We start from the raw sequence: 17885 nt of genomic DNA on the forward strand, positions 1-17885 counted from the left end.
TGCCACTGCATGGGTATTTTCCTGCATTGGCCTTCCCTGCACTGAGGAGACACCGTGATCGAAGAGACCTTGAAAGAGGCGGCCGTCAAAATGGACAAGGCTGTGGAGGTCGCCAAGGAGGACTTCTCGACCATCCGGACAGGGCGCGCAAACCCGGCGCTGTTCTCCCGGGTCCTGGTGGACTACTACGGCTCCCCGACCCAGCTGCAGCAGCTGGCTTCGTTCGCGACGCCGGATGCCCGCACGCTCCTGATCACCCCCTACGATGTGACCGCCCTGCGCGCCATTGAGCGGGCTCTGAGCGATTCCGAGGTGGGCGCGAACCCCTCCAACGACGGCAAGGTCATCCGCGTCATTATGCCGGAGCTGACCCAGGACCGCCGCAAGGAATACGTCAAGATCGTCCGCGGCAAGGGCGAAGACGCCAAGGTCTCGGTCCGCAACATCCGCCGCAAGGCCAAGGATTCACTGGACCGCCTGGTCAAGGACGGCGAAATCGGCGAAGACGACGGCGCGCGTGCCGAAAAGGACCTGGATGCACTGACCAAGGCCCACACAGAGTCCATCGATGACCTGCTGAAGCGCAAGGAAGCCGAGCTGCTCGAGGTCTGATGAGCCAATCCCAGCCTCCAACCCAGGCTGGCGGTTCCCCGTCTCCTGAGGCAGGCCCGGCAGCGAAGGGCACGGATATGAGCGTTCCTGACGGACGACGGGCACGTAACTCCGCTGCCCGCAAGCGTGCCGAACGCAAGCCTTCGAAAGCGGGGCGGAACCTGCCCGCTGCCATAGCAGTCGGCGTCGTCCTCCTGGGCGCCCTCATGGTGGGCCTGCTGTTCAGCCCGCTGGCGATCGTGGCTATTGCCGCAGCCTTCTCCGTCGTCGGCGTCTGGGAGGTCTCCCGTGCGCTGGAGGTGCGCGGAATCAAGGTTCCGCACGTGCCGGTGCTGGTGGGATCCGTAGCCGTGCCGCTGGCAGCCTATTTCGGCGGCACCGAAGCCCTGGCGTTTGCGCTGGCCGGGACCGGCATCGCGATCCTGCTGTGGCGGGCCATCGATACGGCTCAGGACGCCCTGCGCAGCATCCTCGCCGGCGTGTTCGTCGTCCTCTGGATTCCGTTCCTGCTCAGCTTCGCCCTGCTGCTCCTCCGCGAGCCGGAAGGGCAGATCAGGGTCGCTGTCCTGCTGCTGCTGGTGGTTGCCAATGACACCTGCGGATACCTGGTGGGAGCCCTCACCGGCAAGCATCCGATGGCCCCGAAGATCAGCCCCAAGAAATCCTGGGAAGGGTTTGGCGGATCAGTTGCCGGTGCCACCATCGTTGGCATTCTCGCGGCCGTACTTTTCCTGGACCAGCCGTGGTGGTTCGGCCTGGTGCTGGCGGTAGCCACAGTTGCGGCGGCGACGGCCGGTGACTTCTCGGAATCGATGATCAAACGCGAGCTGGGCGTGAAGGATATGTCCAACCTGCTGCCCGGCCACGGCGGAGCCATGGACCGCCTGGATTCGGTGGTTTTCGCTTCTCCGGTGGTCTTCCTGCTCTCCGTCCTGCTGGTGCCCGGGGCAATGTAGCGCCCGGCCGGGGAGTCTTTACCGGGTCCCGGGCCGGTTTGCACGTAAGATATTTTCGACGGTCCCGCATCCCGTGGCGGAAGAAGACTTGACACTAAAGGATTAGTTGACCATGAACGATGTGAGGCAGGCCAGTGCCCCCTTTGAGCGTGTGGGCCGCAGGGAGTACGGCTACAACGTCCGCCAGGTCGACGATTTCCTGACCAGGGCCCGGAATTACTACAACTCTGAAAAACCTGGAGCGAAAGTCATTACCAGCACTCACGTCCGTTCCATGGCCTTCGACCCCGCCAAGGGCGGCTACGAAGCACAGGCAGTCGACGCAGCCCTGGACCGGCTGGAAGATGTTTTCTCCCAGCGTGAGCGCGACCGCCTCATTCAGGAAAAGGGCGAAGAAGCCTGGCTGCTCCAGATCGGCCGTACATCAGCCGTCCTGCGGGCACGCCTGCACCGTAAACCGGGGGAGCGGTTCCGCCGTCCGTCCAAAAAACGGGCGCACAGTTACAACGTGCGGGACGTCGACGCGCTGTGCAACGAACTCCTCGGCTACTTCGAACACGACAAGCCGTTGAGCGTCGACGTCGTCCGCAGGGCCGTCTTCCGCGAAGCCAAGGGCGACGCAGGCTATGAGGAAACCCAGGTGGACGCATTCCTGGACCGCGTCGTCGAACTCATGGCCGCAATCGACTAACTAGCAGAGGACCGAAACACCGGCGCTGCTAGCGGCTGACCCGGCGCTCAGGGGTATGTAGCCTGGCCAGGAACCGTGCGGTTCCCGCCGGCACCGCACCCGGGCCCCGCAGCGAGGCCCCCACGGTAACCGCAAACGCTGCCGGAACCGTCCACGCGGCAGGCTGCTCCAGCCAGACCGGCACAGCAGCTCCGGAGAGGGAGAGCACGCCGCCGGCCACGATGGCTCCGCCGCAGAGCAGTGCTCCGGTGAGCATCCCGGCCACCGCGCCGGCCGCCGTGAGCCGCCGCCACCAGATACCCAGCAGCAGCAGGGGGCACAGCGTGGACGCCGTGAACGCAAAGACCATCCCCACGCTGCCGGCCAGCGCCTGCGTGTTCGTCAGCAGGGCCAGGCCCAGCGGAACCGCCCCGGCCAGCAGGGTTCCGGCGCGGAATCCGCTGACGCTGCCGCGGAACAGCTCCTGGCTGATCACCCCCGCGAGGGACACGATCAGCCCGCTGCTGGTGGAGAGGAAAGCGGCGAACGCTCCCGCCGTCACGCAGGCTGCCAGCAGGTCGCCCAGCGCGCCGTCAAAAATCTGTGCAGGCAGCAGCAGGACGGTGGCGTCCGCATTGCCCTCCACCGCCAGCTCCGGCAGGTAGACCCGGCCAAGGATCCCGTAGAGGGTGGGGAAAACGTAGAACACGGACAGCAGTCCAAGCACAATCAGGGTGGTGCGCCGGGCGGAGACGCCGTCGGGATTGGTATAAAACCGCACCAGGACATGCGGCAGGCCCAGCGTGCCGCAGAGCAGCGCGATGCTCAGCGAGACATTGCGGTAAACAGAGTCCGCCATGACCGGATCCAGCCCGGACGCAAAGGCTGCGCCGTTGCCGGTCCAGGAGGTACCTTCGGCGCCGAGCCGGAAGAGGATAAAGAGGACAGGTACGGCCAGGGCCGCCAGCTTGAGCCAGTACTGGAAGGCCTGGACGAAGGTGATGGAGCGCATTCCACCGCTCAGCACGCTCAGGCACACAATCACCACCACTGCCGCGGACCCAACCCATCCGGGCAGGCCGGTGGTCAGGCTGACGGTCAGGGCGGCACCGTGCAGCTGTGGAACGATGTACAGCCAGCCGACCGCCACCACCAGCAGGCTGGTGACCCGGCGGGCCGGCAGGGACTCCAGCCTTGCCCGGGCGAAGTCCGGAACCGTGTACGCGCCCGACCGGCGCAGGGGAGCCGCCACGAACAGCAGCAGCATCAGGTAGCCGGCCGTGTATCCGATGGGGAACCACAGGGCATCGGCCCCGGAGACCAGCACCAGGCCGGCGATTCCCAGGAAACTCGCCGCGGAAAGATACTCGCCGCCGATCGCTGAGGCGTTCCACCACGGTTTCACGGTTCGGGACGCAACATAGAAATCGCTGGTGGTGCGGGAAATCCGCAGCCCGTAGGCACCGATCAGCAGGGTTGCGGCGGTCACGGCGGCCAGGGCAGCGTATCCGACGCCGGCACTCACCTCCCAGGTCACGCGGGGCTACGCATCGTCGAGCAGGTCCTGGAAACGGGCCTCGTTCCGGTTGGCGCTGCGCACATACAACGCCCCGCTGACAATCACCAGCGGATACACGCCCAGGCCGAGCAGCAGCCAGGGCACCGGAATGCCGAATGCCGCCAGTTCACCGATCTCCGGGACGGCTGCGAGCAGCAGCGGAACACCGAGCAGGATCAGGCCGAATCCTCCGGCCACCACCAGAGACAGCCGCAGCTGCGACCGGATCAGGGAGGACAGGAAGACTTCCCCCACCTCGGACTGCTCATCGAGTTCGCGGGCAACCGGGAAAACCGGCGCGGCTGAGCCTGGGCGGGACGGGGCGGTCACCCGGACCCGCTGCGGGCGGTTTTCAGCGGTCATGCGGTGGGCCTGACCCGGCCGGTGGCCAGTGTGCTGCGCACTGTCGGCAGGTGCCTGCGGCTGACCGGCAGCTCCACCGTGCCAATGCGGATACTGGCGCGGCCTGCGGAGAGCCGAACCTGCCGGATCTGGTGCCGCGCCACCAAATACGAGCGGTGGATGCGAAGGAAGCCGGCGTCCGCCCACTGCGCTTCAAGTTCCGCCAGCGGAATCCTGATCAGGTAGCTGGTTTCCGCGGTGTGCAGCCGGGCGTAATCGCCCTGCGCCTGGACATACCGGATATCCTCGCGCCGGATCATCCGGGTGGTGGCCCCCTGGACGACCGTCACCACATCGCCGCCGCCGGCTGCCGCCGGCTCCGCGCCGGCCAGCGACTCGCTGATCCGCCGCACCGACTCGGCCAGCCGCTCGGGGCGCACCGGTTTCAGCAGGTAGTCCAGGGCCGCGAGTTCGAAGGCATCCAGCGCGTGCTCTTCATCGGCGGTGACAAAAACGACGGCGGGCGGACGTTCGCTGCGGGCGAGGGCACGTGCGATGTCCAGCCCGGACAGTGCGGGCATGTGGATGTCCAGGAAAATGGCGTCGACGTCGGCGGTCTCGAGTGCGTGGAGGGCCTGGGCCCCGCTGGAGGCACGCAGGATGGTCCCGATCCGGGCGTCCCGGCCCAGCAGGAACGCCAGTTCCTCCACTGCCGGCGCTTCGTCGTCGACAACCACCACGTTCAGCAGCTTTGCGGATTTGGACATGTGACACAGACTACTTGCTCTAGGTTCGATGTCCGGGCTGCGACTTGGGCACACGCATCGTGATGAGCATTCCGGCACCCTCGGCCGTGTCGATCACCAGGCCGTGGGCATCACCGTAGAGCTGGCGAAGGCGCACATCGACATTGCGCAGCCCCACATGATCCCCGTCGGCGTGTCCCGCGAGCAGTGTGCGCAGCGCGTCCGGATCCATACCCACACCGTTGTCCTCCACGGTAATCTCCGCCATCGCCCCGGCATCACGGGCGGAAATGGAGATCTGCCCAACGCCGTCGATCGCCTCCAGGCCATGCCGCACCGAATTCTCCACCAGCGGCTGCAGAGACAGGAACGGGATGACGGCGCCCAGGACCTCGGGACTGATCTGCAGGCTGACCTTCAGGCGTTCGCCGAAGCGGGCCCGTTCCAGCAGCAGGTAGCGGTCAATGGAGGTCAGCTCTTCGGCCAGCGTGGTGAAATCTCCGTGCCGGCGGAACGAGTACCGGGTGAAATCGGCGAACTCCACCACCAGTTCCCGCGCCCGGGCGGGGTCCGTGTTGATGTAGGAGGCGATGGCGTTCAGCGAGTTGTAGATGAAATGCGGGCTGATCTGGGCCCGCAGGGCTTTCACCTCGGCTTCCATCAGCAGGGCACGCGAGGTGTCGAGCTCGGTCAGTTCCAGCTGCGCCGCCACCCAGTCGGCCACATCGTTCGTGGCGCGGATGAGCCCGGCGCTGAGCGCCGGGGCGAAAACCCCCAGCGTTCCTGCCGCCTGCCCGTTCACCCGCAGCGGGCAGATGAGCAGCTCACCGCCGTCGTCAAGGCCCAGCGCCCGCAGCGCCGGACCGCGGAATACCTTGGTGCGGCCGCTGTCCTGGACACCCCGCGCGGCCAGCAGCACACGCTCGCGGCGTTCCGGAGTGTCCGCCAGTGAGCCCTCCCAGGCGAGCACCGCAGAGGTATCTGTCAGCAGCAGCGTCTCGCACCGCAGCAGCCCCCGCAGATGCCGGCTCGCGCGGGACGCACCGGCCGGCGTCAGGCCGGACCTCAAATGCCTGGCCGCCAGTGATGCGGTGTGCAGGGTGGCGTACGCAGCCCGCTCAGCGTCGGTGCCCAAATCGCGCTGCGAGCGGCTCAGCCGGTAGCCGAGAGCACCTACCGCCGCGAGCGTGAGCACGGCAATGGCGCAGACCAGGGCGACGTCGACGGCTGCAGGCATGCCTAAACCCTACCCAGTCCCGCGACGGTCAACCGGCCGCTGACATGCCGTTGGGCGCACGGAACGGTCCGTTCACCGACCTGGGCGCGGCGAAAGTGGCAGGAGGCTCCCGGAGTTGGAAAAGTGATGGCCATCACAGACGGTGCGTGGTGTTCGGGGTCCGTTACGGTTCCCGGACCCGGATGCCGTACCGCACGTGCCCAACCCAAGGAGGAGAGATGGCTGAACACCAGCCACAATCACACCCCGGAAGCGCGGCACCGGTCGACTTCCAGGAAGTCCAGCGGTCGCCTCGGTTCCAGGAGCTGCGCAAACGCCAGCGCAGCTTCATCTTTCCCATGGCCGCAGTCTTCCTGATCTGGTACTTCGCTTACGTCCTGCTCGCTGACTACGCCCACGAATTCATGTCGACGCCAGTGTTCGGCAACGTCAACATCGGCATCATTCTGGGCCTGCTGCAGTTTGTCAGCACGTTCGGCATCACCATGTGGTACGTCAGCTACGCCAACCGCCGGATGGACCCGATTGCTGCTGAACTGCGCGGGGAACTCGAAGCCAAGGGCGTATCCCTTCCGGAGGAGACCAAATGAACACGCTGAACATCTCCGCCACCGTCACCGCGGAGAAGGTGCAGGAGAGCGGCTGGCTGAACATGCTGATTTTCGGCCTGTTCGTCGCTGTCACGCTTGTGGTGGTGCTCCGTGCCAGCCGCAACAATAAGACCGCGGCGGACTACTACGCTGCCGGACGTTCCTTCACCGGACCGCAGAACGGAACCGCCATTGCCGGCGATTACCTCTCGGCGGCGTCCTTCCTGGGCATTGTCGGCGCCATTGCGATCAACGGCTATGACGGGTTCCTGTACTCGATCGGCTTCCTCGTCGCCTGGCTCGTGGCCCTGCTGCTGGTGGCTGAAATGCTGCGCAACACCGGCAAATTCACCATGGCGGACGTATTGTCCTTCCGGCTCAAGCAGCGCCCCGTGCGCATCGCCGCCGCGATCACCACGCTGGCGGTCTGCTTCTTCTACCTGCTGGCGCAGATGGCGGGCGCCGGCGGACTCGTGTCCCTGCTGATGGGCATTGACTCCAAGATCGGCCAGTCCCTGGTGATCACGATCGTTGGCGCCCTGATGATCATCTACGTACTGGTTGGCGGGATGAAGGGCACCACCTGGGTGCAGATCATCAAGGCCTGCCTGCTGATCGCCGGCACCGCCGTGATGACGGTCTGGGTTCTTGCCCTGAACGGCTTCAACCTCTCGGAGCTGCTGGGTGCCGCCGTCGAGACCTCAGGCAACGCCGCGATCCTGGATCCGGGACTGCAGTACGGCAAGTCGGAAACCTCCAAGCTGGACTTCGTCTCGCTCGGCCTGGCCCTGGTCTTTGGCACTGCGGCCCTGCCGCACGTCTTGATGCGCTTCTACACGGTGCCGACCGCCAAGGAAGCCCGGCGCTCCGTGGTCTGGGCGATCTGGCTGATCGGCCTCTTCTACCTGTTCACCCTGGTGCTCGGCTACGGTGCCGCCGCCATGATTGACCGCGAAACCATCACCTCCGCCCCGGGTGGAGTGAACTCGGCTGCTCCGCTGCTGGCCTTCGCGCTCGGCGGTCCGGTGCTGCTGGGACTCATATCCGCCGTCGCATTCGCCACTATCCTGGCGGTTGTGGCAGGCCTGACCATCACGGCGGCGGCGTCCTTCGCCCATGACATCTACACGAACGTGGTGCGGAAGGGCAAGGTTGATTCCGAGAGTGAAGTGAAGGTGGCCCGCCGCACGGTGCTGGTCATCGGCGTCGTCTCGATCCTCGGCGGCATTGGAGCCCAGGGACAGAACGTCGCGTTCCTGGTGGCGCTGGCCTTCGCCGTCGCCGCCAGCGCGAACCTGCCGACCATCCTCTACTCGCTCTACTGGCGCCGCTTCAATACCCGCGGTGCCCTCTGGAGCATGTACGGCGGCCTGGGCTCGGCCATCGGCCTGATCATCTTCTCGCCGGTGATGTCCGGTGCGGAAACCTCGATGATCTCCGGCGTCGACTTCTCCTTCTTCCCGCTGAACAACCCGGGTATCGTCTCGATCCCGCTGGCCTTCTTCCTGGGCTGGCTGGGTACGATCACGAGCAAGGACAACGAGTCGCCGGAAAAGCAGGCGGAAATGGAAATCCGCTCGCTGACCGGCGTCGGAGCAGAAAAGGCCGTGGACCACTAGGTCCGCCGGCCCGACAGCGGACAGGACAGGCGCCTTCCCCGCAGGGGGAGGCGCCTGTCCCGTTAAGCCATAAGCCAGCCGGAAGATCAGTCCCCATCGGCCGGGCCGCGGTCCAGCAGCGGAGCCACCCGGTAGGGGATCAGCTCACCCATCGCCAGGGTGGTGTCGGAGCGTTCGACGCCGGGCACCGCCAGGATGGCCTTGTTGACCCGGAACAGGTCCTCGGCATCGACGGCGACCGTCCGCAGCAGGATGTCCGCGGCGCCGGTGAGACCGTGGGCTTCCACTACTTCGGGGATGGCCGAGAGTTCCGCCGTGATCTCAGCGAGCCGCTGCTGCTGGACGTGGACATGGACAAAGGCCATCAGGGGGTAGCCCAGCGCCACGGGGTTGATCCGGCGTTCGAAGGTGAGGAAGGCACCCTTGGATTCCATCCTGGAAAGCCGTGCCTGGACAGTGTTGCGGGAGATGCCCAGCCGGCCGGCCAGGGCCACGACAGTCCGCCTCGGATCGGTGGCCATGGCCCGCAGGACCCTGAAGTCGGTGCCGTCCAAAATCTGCATAGTGCGCAACGCTAGCACGGCGAAATCGCTCCCGGCAGGGCAGGATGCGCAATCCGAGCGGGCACAGTTGTACCGCCTGCCCGGTGTGAGTAGTGTCACACCTAACTGGGCAACGGTGCCCGGCAACAGGTTTGAACCCCACCACCCCCGGGGTTCCACCACGGAAGGATGCGTATCAAAGTGTCCCTGCATATCCCGGCGGACCATCCCGAAAACACCGGGACGGAACCGCACGATCCAGTAGTCCAGCTCATCCGCCCCGATGGTTCCCGCGTCCGCGACGCCCTCTACGACCGCTGGGTCGAGGACATCGACGCCGCGGCGCTCCGCAGCCTGTACCGCGACATGGTCCTGGTTCGGCGGATCGACACCGAGGCCACATCCCTGCAGCGGCAGGGTGAACTGGGCCTCTGGCCACCGCTGCTTGGACAGGAAGCCGCGCAGGTGGGCTCGGCCCGGGCGCTGCGGCCCTCCGACTTCGTTTTCAGCAGCTACCGGGAGAACGCCGTGGCGTTCGTCCGCGGAGTGGGGTTCGAGGACCTGATGCGGGTCTGGCGCGGCAACGCCTCCGCTGGCTGGGATCCGTATTCGGTGAACATGGCACCCACCCAGGTCATCATCGGAGCGCAGACCCTGCACGCCACCGGCTATGCCATGGGCATCCAGCAGGATGGTCTGGACGACGCCGCCATCAGCTACTTTGGCGACGGCGCCACAAGCCAGGGCGACGTCAACGAAGCAATGGTCTTCGCGGCGAGCTTCCAGGCACCGGTGATCTTCTTCTGCCAGAACAACCAGTGGGCGATCTCCGAACCCGTGGGGCTGCAGGCACAGATCCCGGTCGCCAACCGGGCGCCGGGCTTCGGCATCCCGTCCACCCGTGTGGACGGCAACGACGTCCTGGCTACGCTGGCAGCCACGCGGGAAGCCCTGGACCGGGCGCGCAGCGGGGGAGGCCCCACCTTCATCGAGGCTGTCACCTACCGGATGGGCCCGCACACCACAGCCGACGATCCGACCCGCTACCGGGATCCCGCTGAACTCCTGGCCTGGCAGGCGAAGGATCCAATCAGCCGGGTCGGCGCGCTCCTGGAAGCCGAAGGGGAGTTCGACGACGCCTTCCGGAGAGCAGTGGAGCACGACGCCGAGTCGCTGGCCCGGGAGCTCCGCGCCGCCTGCACGGGAATGCCGGAGCCGGCGCCCCTGGACGTTTTTGCCCACGTCTACTCGACGCCCAACAGCTGGCTGGACCGCCAGCAGGAGCACTACCGGCAGTATCTCGCCATGATGGGCAGCGCCGCGGAAGGAGGCCTGCGATGACCGGCATGACCTTTGGCCGCGCCATCACCGCCGGACTGCGCGAGGCCCTCGCCGGGGACCCGAAGGTGCTCCTGATGGGGGAGGACATCGGCAAGCTGGGCGGCGTCTTCCGGATAACTGACGGGCTGCAGGCCGATTTCGGTCCCCGCAGGGTGATCGACACACCGCTGGCCGAGTCCGGGATTATGGGGACCGCCGTCGGGCTCGCGTACCGCGGCTACCGGCCGGTGGTGGAAATCCAGTTCGACGGGTTCATCTATCCGGCGTTTGACCAGATAGTGTCCCAGGTCGCCAAGATGCACTACCGGACGCGCGGGGCGGTGAAGCTGCCGCTGACCATCCGGGTGCCGTTCGGCGGGGGGATTGGTTCCCCCGAGCATCATTCCGAGTCGCCGGAAGCGTACTTCACGCACACCTCCGGACTGCGGGTCATCAGTGTCTCGAATCCGCAGGATGCCTACACCATGATCCGGCAGGCCATCGCCTGCGATGATCCGGTTCTCTATTTCGAGCCCAAGCGGCGCTACCACACCAAGGGTGAGGTGGACCTGACACTGGATGAAGCCCTGCCGATGGGTGCGGCGCGGGTGGCCGCACCGGGTACCGATGTGACCCTGGTGGCCTACGGGCCGCTGGTGATGACCGCCCTGGATGCGGCCGCCGCGGCACAGGACGAAGGCCTGTCCGTGGAAGTGATCGACCTGCGCTCGCTGGCACCCATAGATTACGACGCCGTGGAAGCCTCCGTGCGGAAGACCGGCCGGCTGGTTATCACCCACGAAGCAGCCCAGTCCGGCGGCCTGGGCGCGGAGATCGCGGCAAGCATCACCGAGCGCTGTTTCGACTATCTGGAGCATGCCCCGGTGCGGGTGACCGGGTTTGACGTTCCCTATCCGCCGGCTCGGCTGGAGAAACACCACCTCCCGGACCTGGACCGGATCCTAGACGGAGTGGACCGGGTGATGCGCCGGCCCAACTCGCTGGACCGGCCGGCCGTCCTGGAAGGAGCCCAGGGATGATCCGCGAATTCCGGCTTCCGGACCTGGGGGAGGGCCTGACTGAATCGGAGATCCTCAACTGGCGGGTGGCGGAGGGGCAGACGGTGGCGCTGAACCAGGTCATCGCCGAAGTGGAAACCGCTAAGGCCGTGGTGGAGCTGCCGTCTCCCTTTGCCGGTGTGGTGGCCCGGCTGCATGAGCTGCCGGGAACCGTCGTGGAGGTGGGATCGACCATCATCTCCTTCGACATTCCGGATCCGGAGCGGCCGCTGGACGGCGACGGCGGAGCACAGGACGACTCGCCTGCCGCCATATCCGCTGTGCCCCAGCAGGAGGCGCCGGGCCAGGTGGCCTCGAACCAGGAGGCGCCGCGCCGGCAGCCAACCCTGGTGGGATACGGTGCCGAACCGGAGCCGGCAGGGCGCCCGGTCAGGAAACCCCGCCCTGGACTGACGAAGACGCGGGGCCCGGACGCCCGTCCAGCGGAAGAACCGAATCCTCCCATGCAGCCCAAGGCCGGGCAGCCGGTCGCCGGCCAGCCGAACGCCCATCCGCCGGTGGAGCGCCTGCGCTCCACCCCGCCCGTCCGGAAACTCGCCCGGGACCTAGGAATCGATCTGGCCTTTGTCCCCGGGACCGGACCGGACGGCAGGATTCTGCGCTCGGACGTTGAAGCGGCCGTCCTGCCGGCCGGCGCGGATGGCCTCGGCACGGGCACGGGCACTGGCGCCGGTCTTGGCACTGGCACCGGCGCCCCAGCGGCGGCCGGGAACGAAGCTGTCCCGAGGAACGACGCTGTTCCGAGGAGTCACGCCGTGGGCGAGGACGCCCCGCACCCGGGCCGGGCACGTGAGGAGCGCATACCGGTTTCCGGAATCCGGAAGCATACGGCGGCGGCAATGGTGAGCAGTGCCTTTACGGCCCCGCACGCTACGGTCTTCCTCACGGTGGACGTGACGGGCTCAATGAACCTGCTGAAGAAACTGAAGGCCCGGCAGGAATTTGAGGGCGTCCGGCTGACTCCGCTGGTCCTGGCCGCCAAGGCAGTCTGCCTGGCACTGCAGCGGCATCCGGGCCTGAACGCCCGCTGGGATGAGGAGGCCAGGGAGATCATCCGCTACCGGTATGTAAACCTCGGCATCGCTGCCGCGACTCCACGGGGGCTGCTGGTGCCAAACATTAAGGACGCACAGGAGCTGGGCCTGCGCGAACTGGCGCTGGCGATTGCAGATCTGGCCGGCACCGCCCGTGACGGCCGGACGCCGCCGGCGGCACTGTCGGGCGGAACCATGTCGATCTCCAATGTGGGAGTGTTCGGTGTGGACGCCGGGACGCCGATCCTGAACCCCGGTGAGGCAGCCATCCTGGCGCTGGGGGCTGTCCGGCGCCAGCCCTGGGAATACGAGGGCAACATTGCCCTGCGGGAGGTAGCCACCCTGAGCCTGTCCTTTGACCACCGGCTGGTGGACGGCGCGGAGGGGGCAGCGTTCCTACGGGACATCGGGGATGTCCTGACCGAACCCGCCATGGTCCTGGCGCTGGCCTGAGGCCGGGCGGTGTCATCAGGCAGGGAAACCAGGCGGGGAAACCAGGCGGGGAAACCAGGCTGGAAAGTCCGGAGGAATGCGTCAGGGCCCGCTCCCACGCAAAGTGCGGGAGCGGGCCCTGGCGGAACTGCTGCGGGGCAGGCCTAGGCCAGCTCGAGTTCCAGTTCCCGGACAACGGCGCCGCGGGCGTTGGCAAAGCTGCGTTCCTCACCGATCATCTTGAAGCCGTAGCGTTCCAGGATGCGGATGGAGCTGACATTGTCCGCGACAGCGCGTGCCCGCACCGGACGCTCGGGGAACTCTTCGAGGAAGAGGCCCACGGCCGCCGTCGTAATCCCCTGTCCCCAGCGGGAACGGTCGATCCAGTAGCTGATCTCCGGGACGTCGCCCTCGCGGTAGGCCAGGATGGATCCCACCACATCGCCGTCGGCCACGATGGTGCGGACGGTAATCGAAGGGTCGCTGAGGATTTGCTGCCAGTGGAGGTCGAAGACGCCCCGGTCTGACGGATTTTTGGCGGCGAAGGCGGCCATATGGTTGGCGCCCGGGTCCAGCTGATGGTTGAAGAATTCATCCAGATCGGCTGGAACAACGGCACGAAGCTCAATCACGGCAGGTCTTTCTGCTCGGGGTGTTTTGTCCAGCGTACTAGGCATTCAGTGCCGCCCACGCCATTCGTTCCAGCAGGGCGCGCAGCCGCACTGTCTCCCGCGCCGTGGTTTTGCTGGTCAGGGTGTGGGACGTGGAGTTGATCAGGCCGAACACCGCCTGCGCGCGGTGGCGAAGCAGCGGCAGGCCGGAATCGGGGTGCAGGGCGGAAATGGCGTCCACCCACACCTCGACGTACTGGCGCTGCAGGGAGCGCACCGTGCGCTCGTCCTCTTCCGGCAGGCTGGCGAGGTCCCGGTCCTGGACCCGGATGACGTTGGACTGGCGCAGGGCGAAGTCCACTTGGAATTCGATCAGGCCGGTCAATGCGTCCTCGGCGGTACTTGATTCGGCGACGACGGCGGTCCCGCCCTCCAGCAGATCCTTGCTCACACCGATCAGCAGGGCGGCCAGCACCGCCGGCTTACCGCTGAAGTGGCGGTACACGGCCGGTCCGCTGACTCCGGCGGCCGCGCCGAGTTCTTCGATTGAGACACCGTTGTAGCCGCGCTCCGCGAACAGCGACGCAGCGGCATCGAGCATGGCGGCACGGCGCGACGCCTTGGCCGCGCTGCGGCCGGTTGTGGTGCGCGGGGTGGTCTTGGTGACTTCCATGCCTGCCTTTCCGCGGTCCTGTATGGGCAACTCCTCCATTGTGGTGGACAGGTCAGTTAATAGCCACTAACCTAATTTGGGTTAGTGGTCATTAACCGGCGTCGGCACTGGCGCAGGTTCCCACGCGGTGAAACCAGAGGAAGTCGATGGAGACCCTTGTTACCGGTGTGGATGCCGCCTCGGCGTCCTACGCAGCCAATGATTCGGCCCAGCGGATCCTCGCCGGGGAGCTGCGCAAACTGCTCGCCGAAACCGCCCAGGGCGGTCCGGCCCGGTCCCGTGAGCGTCACACCGGGCGGGGGAAACTGCTTCCCCGGGAACGGGTGGAAATGCTGCTCGACGACGGCAGCCCGTTCCTGGAGATCGCACCGCTGGCGGCCAACGGCATGTACGGCGGCGACTGCCCGGGAGCGGGGCTGATCGCCGGCATCGGGCTGGTGCACGGCAGGCATGTGATGGTGCTGTCCAACGACGCCACGGTCAAAGGCGGCACCTACTACCCGCTGACGGTGAAGAAACACCTCCGGGCCCAGGAAATCGCGCTGGAGAACCGGCTGCCGTGCATTTACCTGGTGGATTCCGGCGGCGCCTTCCTGCCCCTGCAGGACGAGGTGTTCCCGGACCGGGATCACTTCGGTCGGATTTTCTACAACCAGGCCCGGATGTCCGCCGCGAAAATTCCGCAGGTCGCCGCCGTGCTGGGTTCCTGCACCGCCGGCGGTGCCTACGTCCCGGCCATGAGCGACGAAACCGTGATCGTGCGGAACCAGGGCACTATCTTCCTGGGCGGTCCGCCCCTGGTGAAGGCTGCCATCGGAGAAGTCGTCACAGCGGAAGAGCTCGGCGGCGGGGAACTGCACTCCCGGATTTCAGGGGTCACGGACCACCTGGCCGAAAACGACGCCCATGCCCTGGAAATAGTGCGGAACATCGCTGAGACCTTTCCGGCCCCGGCGCGTGCCTGGGAACCGGGGCCTTCGGCGGAACCCGCCGTGGACCCGGACGGACTCTACGGTGCAGTGCCCGCTGACCTGCAGACCCCCTACGACGTGCGGGAGATCATCGCCCGTCTCACGGACGGCAGCGAATTCCACGAGTTCAAAAAGGAGTACGGCACCACCCTGGTCACCGGCTTCGCCCGGCTGCACGGACACCGGGTGGGAATCGTCGCCAACAACGGTGTCCTGTTCAGCGAATCCGCGCAGAAAGGTGCCCACTTCATCGAACTCTGCGACCAGCGCGGCATCCCGCTGATCTTCCTGCAGAACATTTCCGGCTTTATGGTCGGCCGGGATTACGAGGCCGGGGGAATCGCCCGCCACGGCGCCAAGATGGTCACCGCCGTCGCTACCTGCCGGGTTCCGAAACTGACCGTGGTGGTTGGCGGGTCCTTCGGGGCGGGGAACTATTCGATGTGCGGACGGGCCTACTCGCCGCGCTTCCTGTGGATGTGGCCGGCCGCCCGGATTTCCGTCATGGGCGGAAACCAGGCCTCCGCCGTGCTGGCGACGGTACGGCGGGACGCGCTGGAATCCCAGGGCGGGGAATGGAGCTCCGAGGAGGAGGACGCATTCCGCGAACCCATCCGGCAGGACTACGAGGCCCAGGGCAGCCCCTACTATTCCACGGCCCGGCTCTGGGACGACGGCATCATCGACCCGCAGGACACCCGCACCGTCCTTGGCCTGGCCCTGGACGTCTGCGCCAATGCTCCGCTGCCCGCAACTTCCTTCGGCCTCTTCCGGATGTGACCCCCCATGACTTTCGAAACCGTACTGGTGGCCAACCGCGGCGAAATCGCCTGCCGCATCATCCGCACGCTGAAACGGCTGGGACTGCGGACCGTCGCCGTCTACAGCGACGACGACGCCGATGCCCGGCACGTGCGGGAAGCTGACACGGCCATCCGGCTGGGCCCGGCTGATCCGCGGCAAAGCTACCTCGACGCCGGTGCCGTTCTGGCCGCCTGCCGGGCCTCCGGCGCCCAGGCTGTGCACCCCGGCTACGGGTTCCTGAGCGAAAACGCCGCCTTCGCGCGCCTGCTGCAGGAAAACGGAATCACCTTCATCGGTCCTGGCGTGAAAGCACTGGAGCTGATGGGGGACAAGATCCGGTCCAAGAACCACGTCGCCGGGTACGGTGTTCCGGTCATCCCCGGTATCGCTGAGCCCGGGCTCACGGATGAGGACCTGGCGGCTGCCGCCGGGCGGGTCGGCTACCCGCTGCTGATCAAGCCCTCAGCGGGAGGCGGCGGCAAGGGCATGCAGGCCGTGCGCAGCCCCGCCGCGCTGCCGGCCGCCCTGGCCTCCGCCCGCCGGGTGGCGGCCTCGGCCTTCGGCGACGACACGCTTTTCCTCGAACGGCTGGTTCCCGCGCCGCGCCACATCGAGGTGCAGGTCCTCGCGGACACCCACGGCAACGTCATCCACCTGGGCGAACGCGAGTGTTCCCTGCAGCGCCGGCACCAGAAGGTCATCGAGGAAGCACCGAGCGTGCTGCTCGATGAAGCCGCCCGCGGCCGGATCGGAGCCGCCGCCTGCGAAGCGGCCCGCTCGGTGGAGTACACCGGGGCCGGGACCGTGGAGTTCCTGGTCTCCGGAGAAGCCCCGGACGAGTTCTTCTTTATGGAGATGAACACCCGGCTGCAGGTTGAACATCCGGTCACGGAAATGGTCACCGGCATAGACCTGGTGGAGTGGCAGGTCCGCATCGCCGCCGGCGAGCCACTCGGATTTGCCCAGGAAACGGTCCGGTTGAACGGCCATGCGGTGGAAGCCCGCGTGTATGCCGAGGACCCGGCCCGGGAATTCCTCCCCACCGCCGGGACCGTGCAGCTCCTGCACGAAGCCTCCGGCGACGGGGTGCGCACCGACTCCGGGCTGCTCGAAGGCCAGCAGGTGTCCACCAGCTACGATCCGATGCTTGCCAAGGTCATCGCGTGGGGACCGGACCGGCGGCAGGCCCTCGCCCGGCTGGACGCAGCGCTCGCCGAAACCGTGATCCTCGGGATCGGCACCAACATCGAATACCTGCGGCTGCTGCTGGCGGATCCTGAGGTCCAGGCGGGGGATCTGGACACCACCCTGATCGAACGCCGGCTCCCGGACCTGCAGTTCCAGGCGCCCGACGACGTCGAACTGGCTGCCGCTGCCCTGTTCCGGCTCGCTGTGCTGCAGGGGAAGGCGGCCCCGCTGCAGAACCACGGGGCAGCGCCAAGCCCCGGGGCCCCCTGGCAGCGCGCCGACGGCTGGCGCATCGGCGCGGCGCGGCCGCTGACGGTCACCGTCACCGCAGGAGACACCACACACACGGTGGAGGTCACCGGCACTCCGGCTGCTGCGGAGGTACGCGTTGACGGTGCGGGGGTTCGCCGGGCGGCCCTGCACCTGGACGGAGGCCGGGCGCGGCTGGTCCTTGACGGTGTGGTCCATTTCCTCTGGCTCGCCGCTCCGGTGCCGCCGCCCGGCCAGGGCCAGGTGCTCTGGACCGCCAGGAACGGCTTCACCGCTGCGCTGGACCTCCCGGAGCGCAGGGAACGGCTCCGTGCTTCCCTGGCCGCCGCGGGACGCGCCGAAGGCGCAGCGGATCCCGTTCTGCGCTCGCCGATGCCCGGCACCGTCGTAACCGTCGCCGTCGGGAACGGGGACACCGTGGACGCCGGCGAGGCACTGCTCAGCGTGGAAGCCATGAAAATGGAACACCAGCTCACCGCGCCCGTGGCCGGCACGGTCTCCATCAGCCTGCGCCCGGGGGACCTGGTCAAGGCCGGTCAGGTGCTGGCCACCGTGTCCCCGCCTGCCGCACCACCCCAACCCCCAGCATCCGACGGCCCGATCCCGGCCGCGGAAACGCACACCTAACCGA

The 17885-nt window shown here is 67.1% G+C and carries 17 protein-coding genes; 10 read left to right on the forward strand and 7 right to left on the reverse strand.

Features of this window, described 5'->3' with window-relative positions; translation table 11 throughout:
- Positions 1 to 54 precede the first annotated feature (54 nt).
- The 3 genes from frr (at position 55) to AL3_RS15140 (ending at position 2259) form a co-directional block, all read left to right on the forward strand.
- On the forward strand, positions 55 to 612 hold the full coding sequence (gene frr, locus AL3_RS15130) for a ribosome recycling factor (protein ID WP_066302582.1): 558 nt from the start codon (positions 55 to 57) through the stop codon (positions 610 to 612).
- 77 nt (positions 613 to 689) lie between these two features.
- Positions 690 to 1568: a phosphatidate cytidylyltransferase gene (locus tag AL3_RS15135; RefSeq protein ID WP_066302583.1), complete on the forward strand. Its 879-nt coding sequence runs from the start codon at positions 690 to 692 to the stop codon at positions 1566 to 1568.
- A gap of 112 nt (positions 1569 to 1680) precedes the next feature.
- A complete protein-coding gene (locus AL3_RS15140; protein WP_174522151.1) occupies positions 1681 to 2259 on the forward strand; it encodes a DivIVA domain-containing protein in 579 nt (192 codons plus the stop codon).
- Positions 2260 to 2287: 28 nt separating this feature from the next.
- On the opposite strand, the gene AL3_RS15145 is transcribed toward AL3_RS15140, so the two are convergent.
- From AL3_RS15145 to AL3_RS15160, 4 genes are read right to left on the reverse strand one after another with little or no spacing between them, the layout of a single operon-like run.
- Entirely contained in the window at positions 2288 to 3763 is a 1476-nt protein-coding gene (locus AL3_RS15145; protein WP_066302661.1) for a sodium/solute symporter, read from the reverse strand.
- An 18-nt stretch (positions 3764 to 3781) separates the two neighbouring features.
- Complete coding sequence (locus AL3_RS15150) at positions 3782 to 4159, reverse strand: hypothetical protein (RefSeq protein ID WP_066302586.1); 378 nt, start codon at positions 4157 to 4159, stop codon at positions 3782 to 3784.
- The gene (locus AL3_RS15155) at positions 4156 to 4887 is read right to left on the reverse strand and encodes a LytR/AlgR family response regulator transcription factor (RefSeq protein WP_066302663.1); all 732 of its coding nucleotides are present in this window, start codon (positions 4885 to 4887) and stop codon (positions 4156 to 4158) included. The genes AL3_RS15150 and AL3_RS15155 overlap by 4 nt, the downstream gene beginning before the upstream one ends.
- A gap of 37 nt (positions 4888 to 4924) precedes the next feature.
- Positions 4925 to 6121: a sensor histidine kinase gene (locus AL3_RS15160; protein WP_066302587.1), complete on the reverse strand. Its 1197-nt coding sequence runs from the start codon at positions 6119 to 6121 to the stop codon at positions 4925 to 4927.
- A gap of 218 nt (positions 6122 to 6339) precedes the next feature.
- Between AL3_RS15160 and AL3_RS15165 the strand changes: the two genes are divergently transcribed.
- Together AL3_RS15165 and AL3_RS15170 are read left to right on the forward strand one after the other, a co-directional pair.
- Entirely contained in the window at positions 6340 to 6711 is a 372-nt protein-coding gene (locus AL3_RS15165) for a DUF485 domain-containing protein (RefSeq protein ID WP_066302588.1), read from the forward strand.
- Entirely contained in the window at positions 6708 to 8330 is a 1623-nt protein-coding gene (locus tag AL3_RS15170; protein ID WP_066302589.1) for a monocarboxylic acid transporter, read from the forward strand. Before AL3_RS15165 ends, AL3_RS15170 begins: the two co-directional genes overlap by 4 nt.
- 86 nt (positions 8331 to 8416) lie before the next feature.
- On the opposite strand, the gene AL3_RS15175 is transcribed toward AL3_RS15170, so the two are convergent.
- Positions 8417 to 8893 (reverse strand): Lrp/AsnC family transcriptional regulator, encoded by a 477-nt coding sequence (locus AL3_RS15175; protein ID WP_066302591.1) that lies wholly within the window; start codon positions 8891 to 8893, stop codon positions 8417 to 8419.
- Between the two features lie 168 nt (positions 8894 to 9061).
- Between AL3_RS15175 and pdhA the strand changes: the two genes are divergently transcribed.
- The 3 genes from pdhA to AL3_RS15190 are packed head-to-tail and all read left to right on the forward strand — an operon-like array spanning position 9062 to position 12758.
- Positions 9062 to 10213, forward strand: a complete 1152-nt coding sequence (gene pdhA, locus AL3_RS15180) for a pyruvate dehydrogenase (acetyl-transferring) E1 component subunit alpha (RefSeq protein ID WP_066302593.1) — start codon at positions 9062 to 9064, stop codon at positions 10211 to 10213.
- The gene (locus tag AL3_RS15185) at positions 10210 to 11232 is read left to right on the forward strand and encodes an alpha-ketoacid dehydrogenase subunit beta (RefSeq protein WP_066302595.1); all 1023 of its coding nucleotides are present in this window, start codon (positions 10210 to 10212) and stop codon (positions 11230 to 11232) included. Before pdhA ends, AL3_RS15185 begins: the two co-directional genes overlap by 4 nt.
- Positions 11229 to 12758 carry a dihydrolipoamide acetyltransferase family protein gene (locus tag AL3_RS15190; protein WP_066302598.1) on the forward strand — a complete coding sequence of 510 codons (1530 nt, stop codon included), beginning with the start codon at positions 11229 to 11231 and terminating at the stop codon, positions 12756 to 12758. Before AL3_RS15185 ends, AL3_RS15190 begins: the two co-directional genes overlap by 4 nt.
- A 143-nt stretch (positions 12759 to 12901) precedes the next feature.
- On the opposite strand, the gene AL3_RS15195 is transcribed toward AL3_RS15190, so the two are convergent.
- Together AL3_RS15195 and AL3_RS15200 are read right to left on the reverse strand one after the other, a co-directional pair.
- On the reverse strand, positions 12902 to 13369 hold the full coding sequence (locus tag AL3_RS15195; protein WP_151724061.1) for a GNAT family N-acetyltransferase: 468 nt from the start codon (positions 13367 to 13369) through the stop codon (positions 12902 to 12904).
- Positions 13370 to 13406: 37 nt separating this feature from the next.
- Positions 13407 to 14021 carry a TetR/AcrR family transcriptional regulator gene (locus tag AL3_RS15200; RefSeq protein ID WP_066302601.1) on the reverse strand — a complete coding sequence of 205 codons (615 nt, stop codon included), beginning with the start codon at positions 14019 to 14021 and terminating at the stop codon, positions 13407 to 13409.
- Between the two features lie 146 nt (positions 14022 to 14167).
- Here AL3_RS15200 and AL3_RS15205 point away from each other — a divergent pair, with 146 nt between their 5' ends.
- Both AL3_RS15205 and AL3_RS15210 read left to right on the forward strand, forming a co-directional pair.
- Positions 14168 to 15772 carry a carboxyl transferase domain-containing protein gene (locus AL3_RS15205; protein ID WP_066302602.1) on the forward strand — a complete coding sequence of 535 codons (1605 nt, stop codon included), beginning with the start codon at positions 14168 to 14170 and terminating at the stop codon, positions 15770 to 15772.
- A gap of 6 nt (positions 15773 to 15778) precedes the next feature.
- Entirely contained in the window at positions 15779 to 17881 is a 2103-nt protein-coding gene (locus tag AL3_RS15210; RefSeq protein ID WP_066302603.1) for an acetyl/propionyl/methylcrotonyl-CoA carboxylase subunit alpha, read from the forward strand.
- The last annotated feature ends 4 nt before the right edge of the window (positions 17882 to 17885 follow it).

This window comes from Arthrobacter luteolus NBRC 107841, assembly GCF_001552075.1.
GTDB lineage: Bacteria > Actinomycetota > Actinomycetes > Actinomycetales > Micrococcaceae > Arthrobacter_B > Arthrobacter_B luteolus.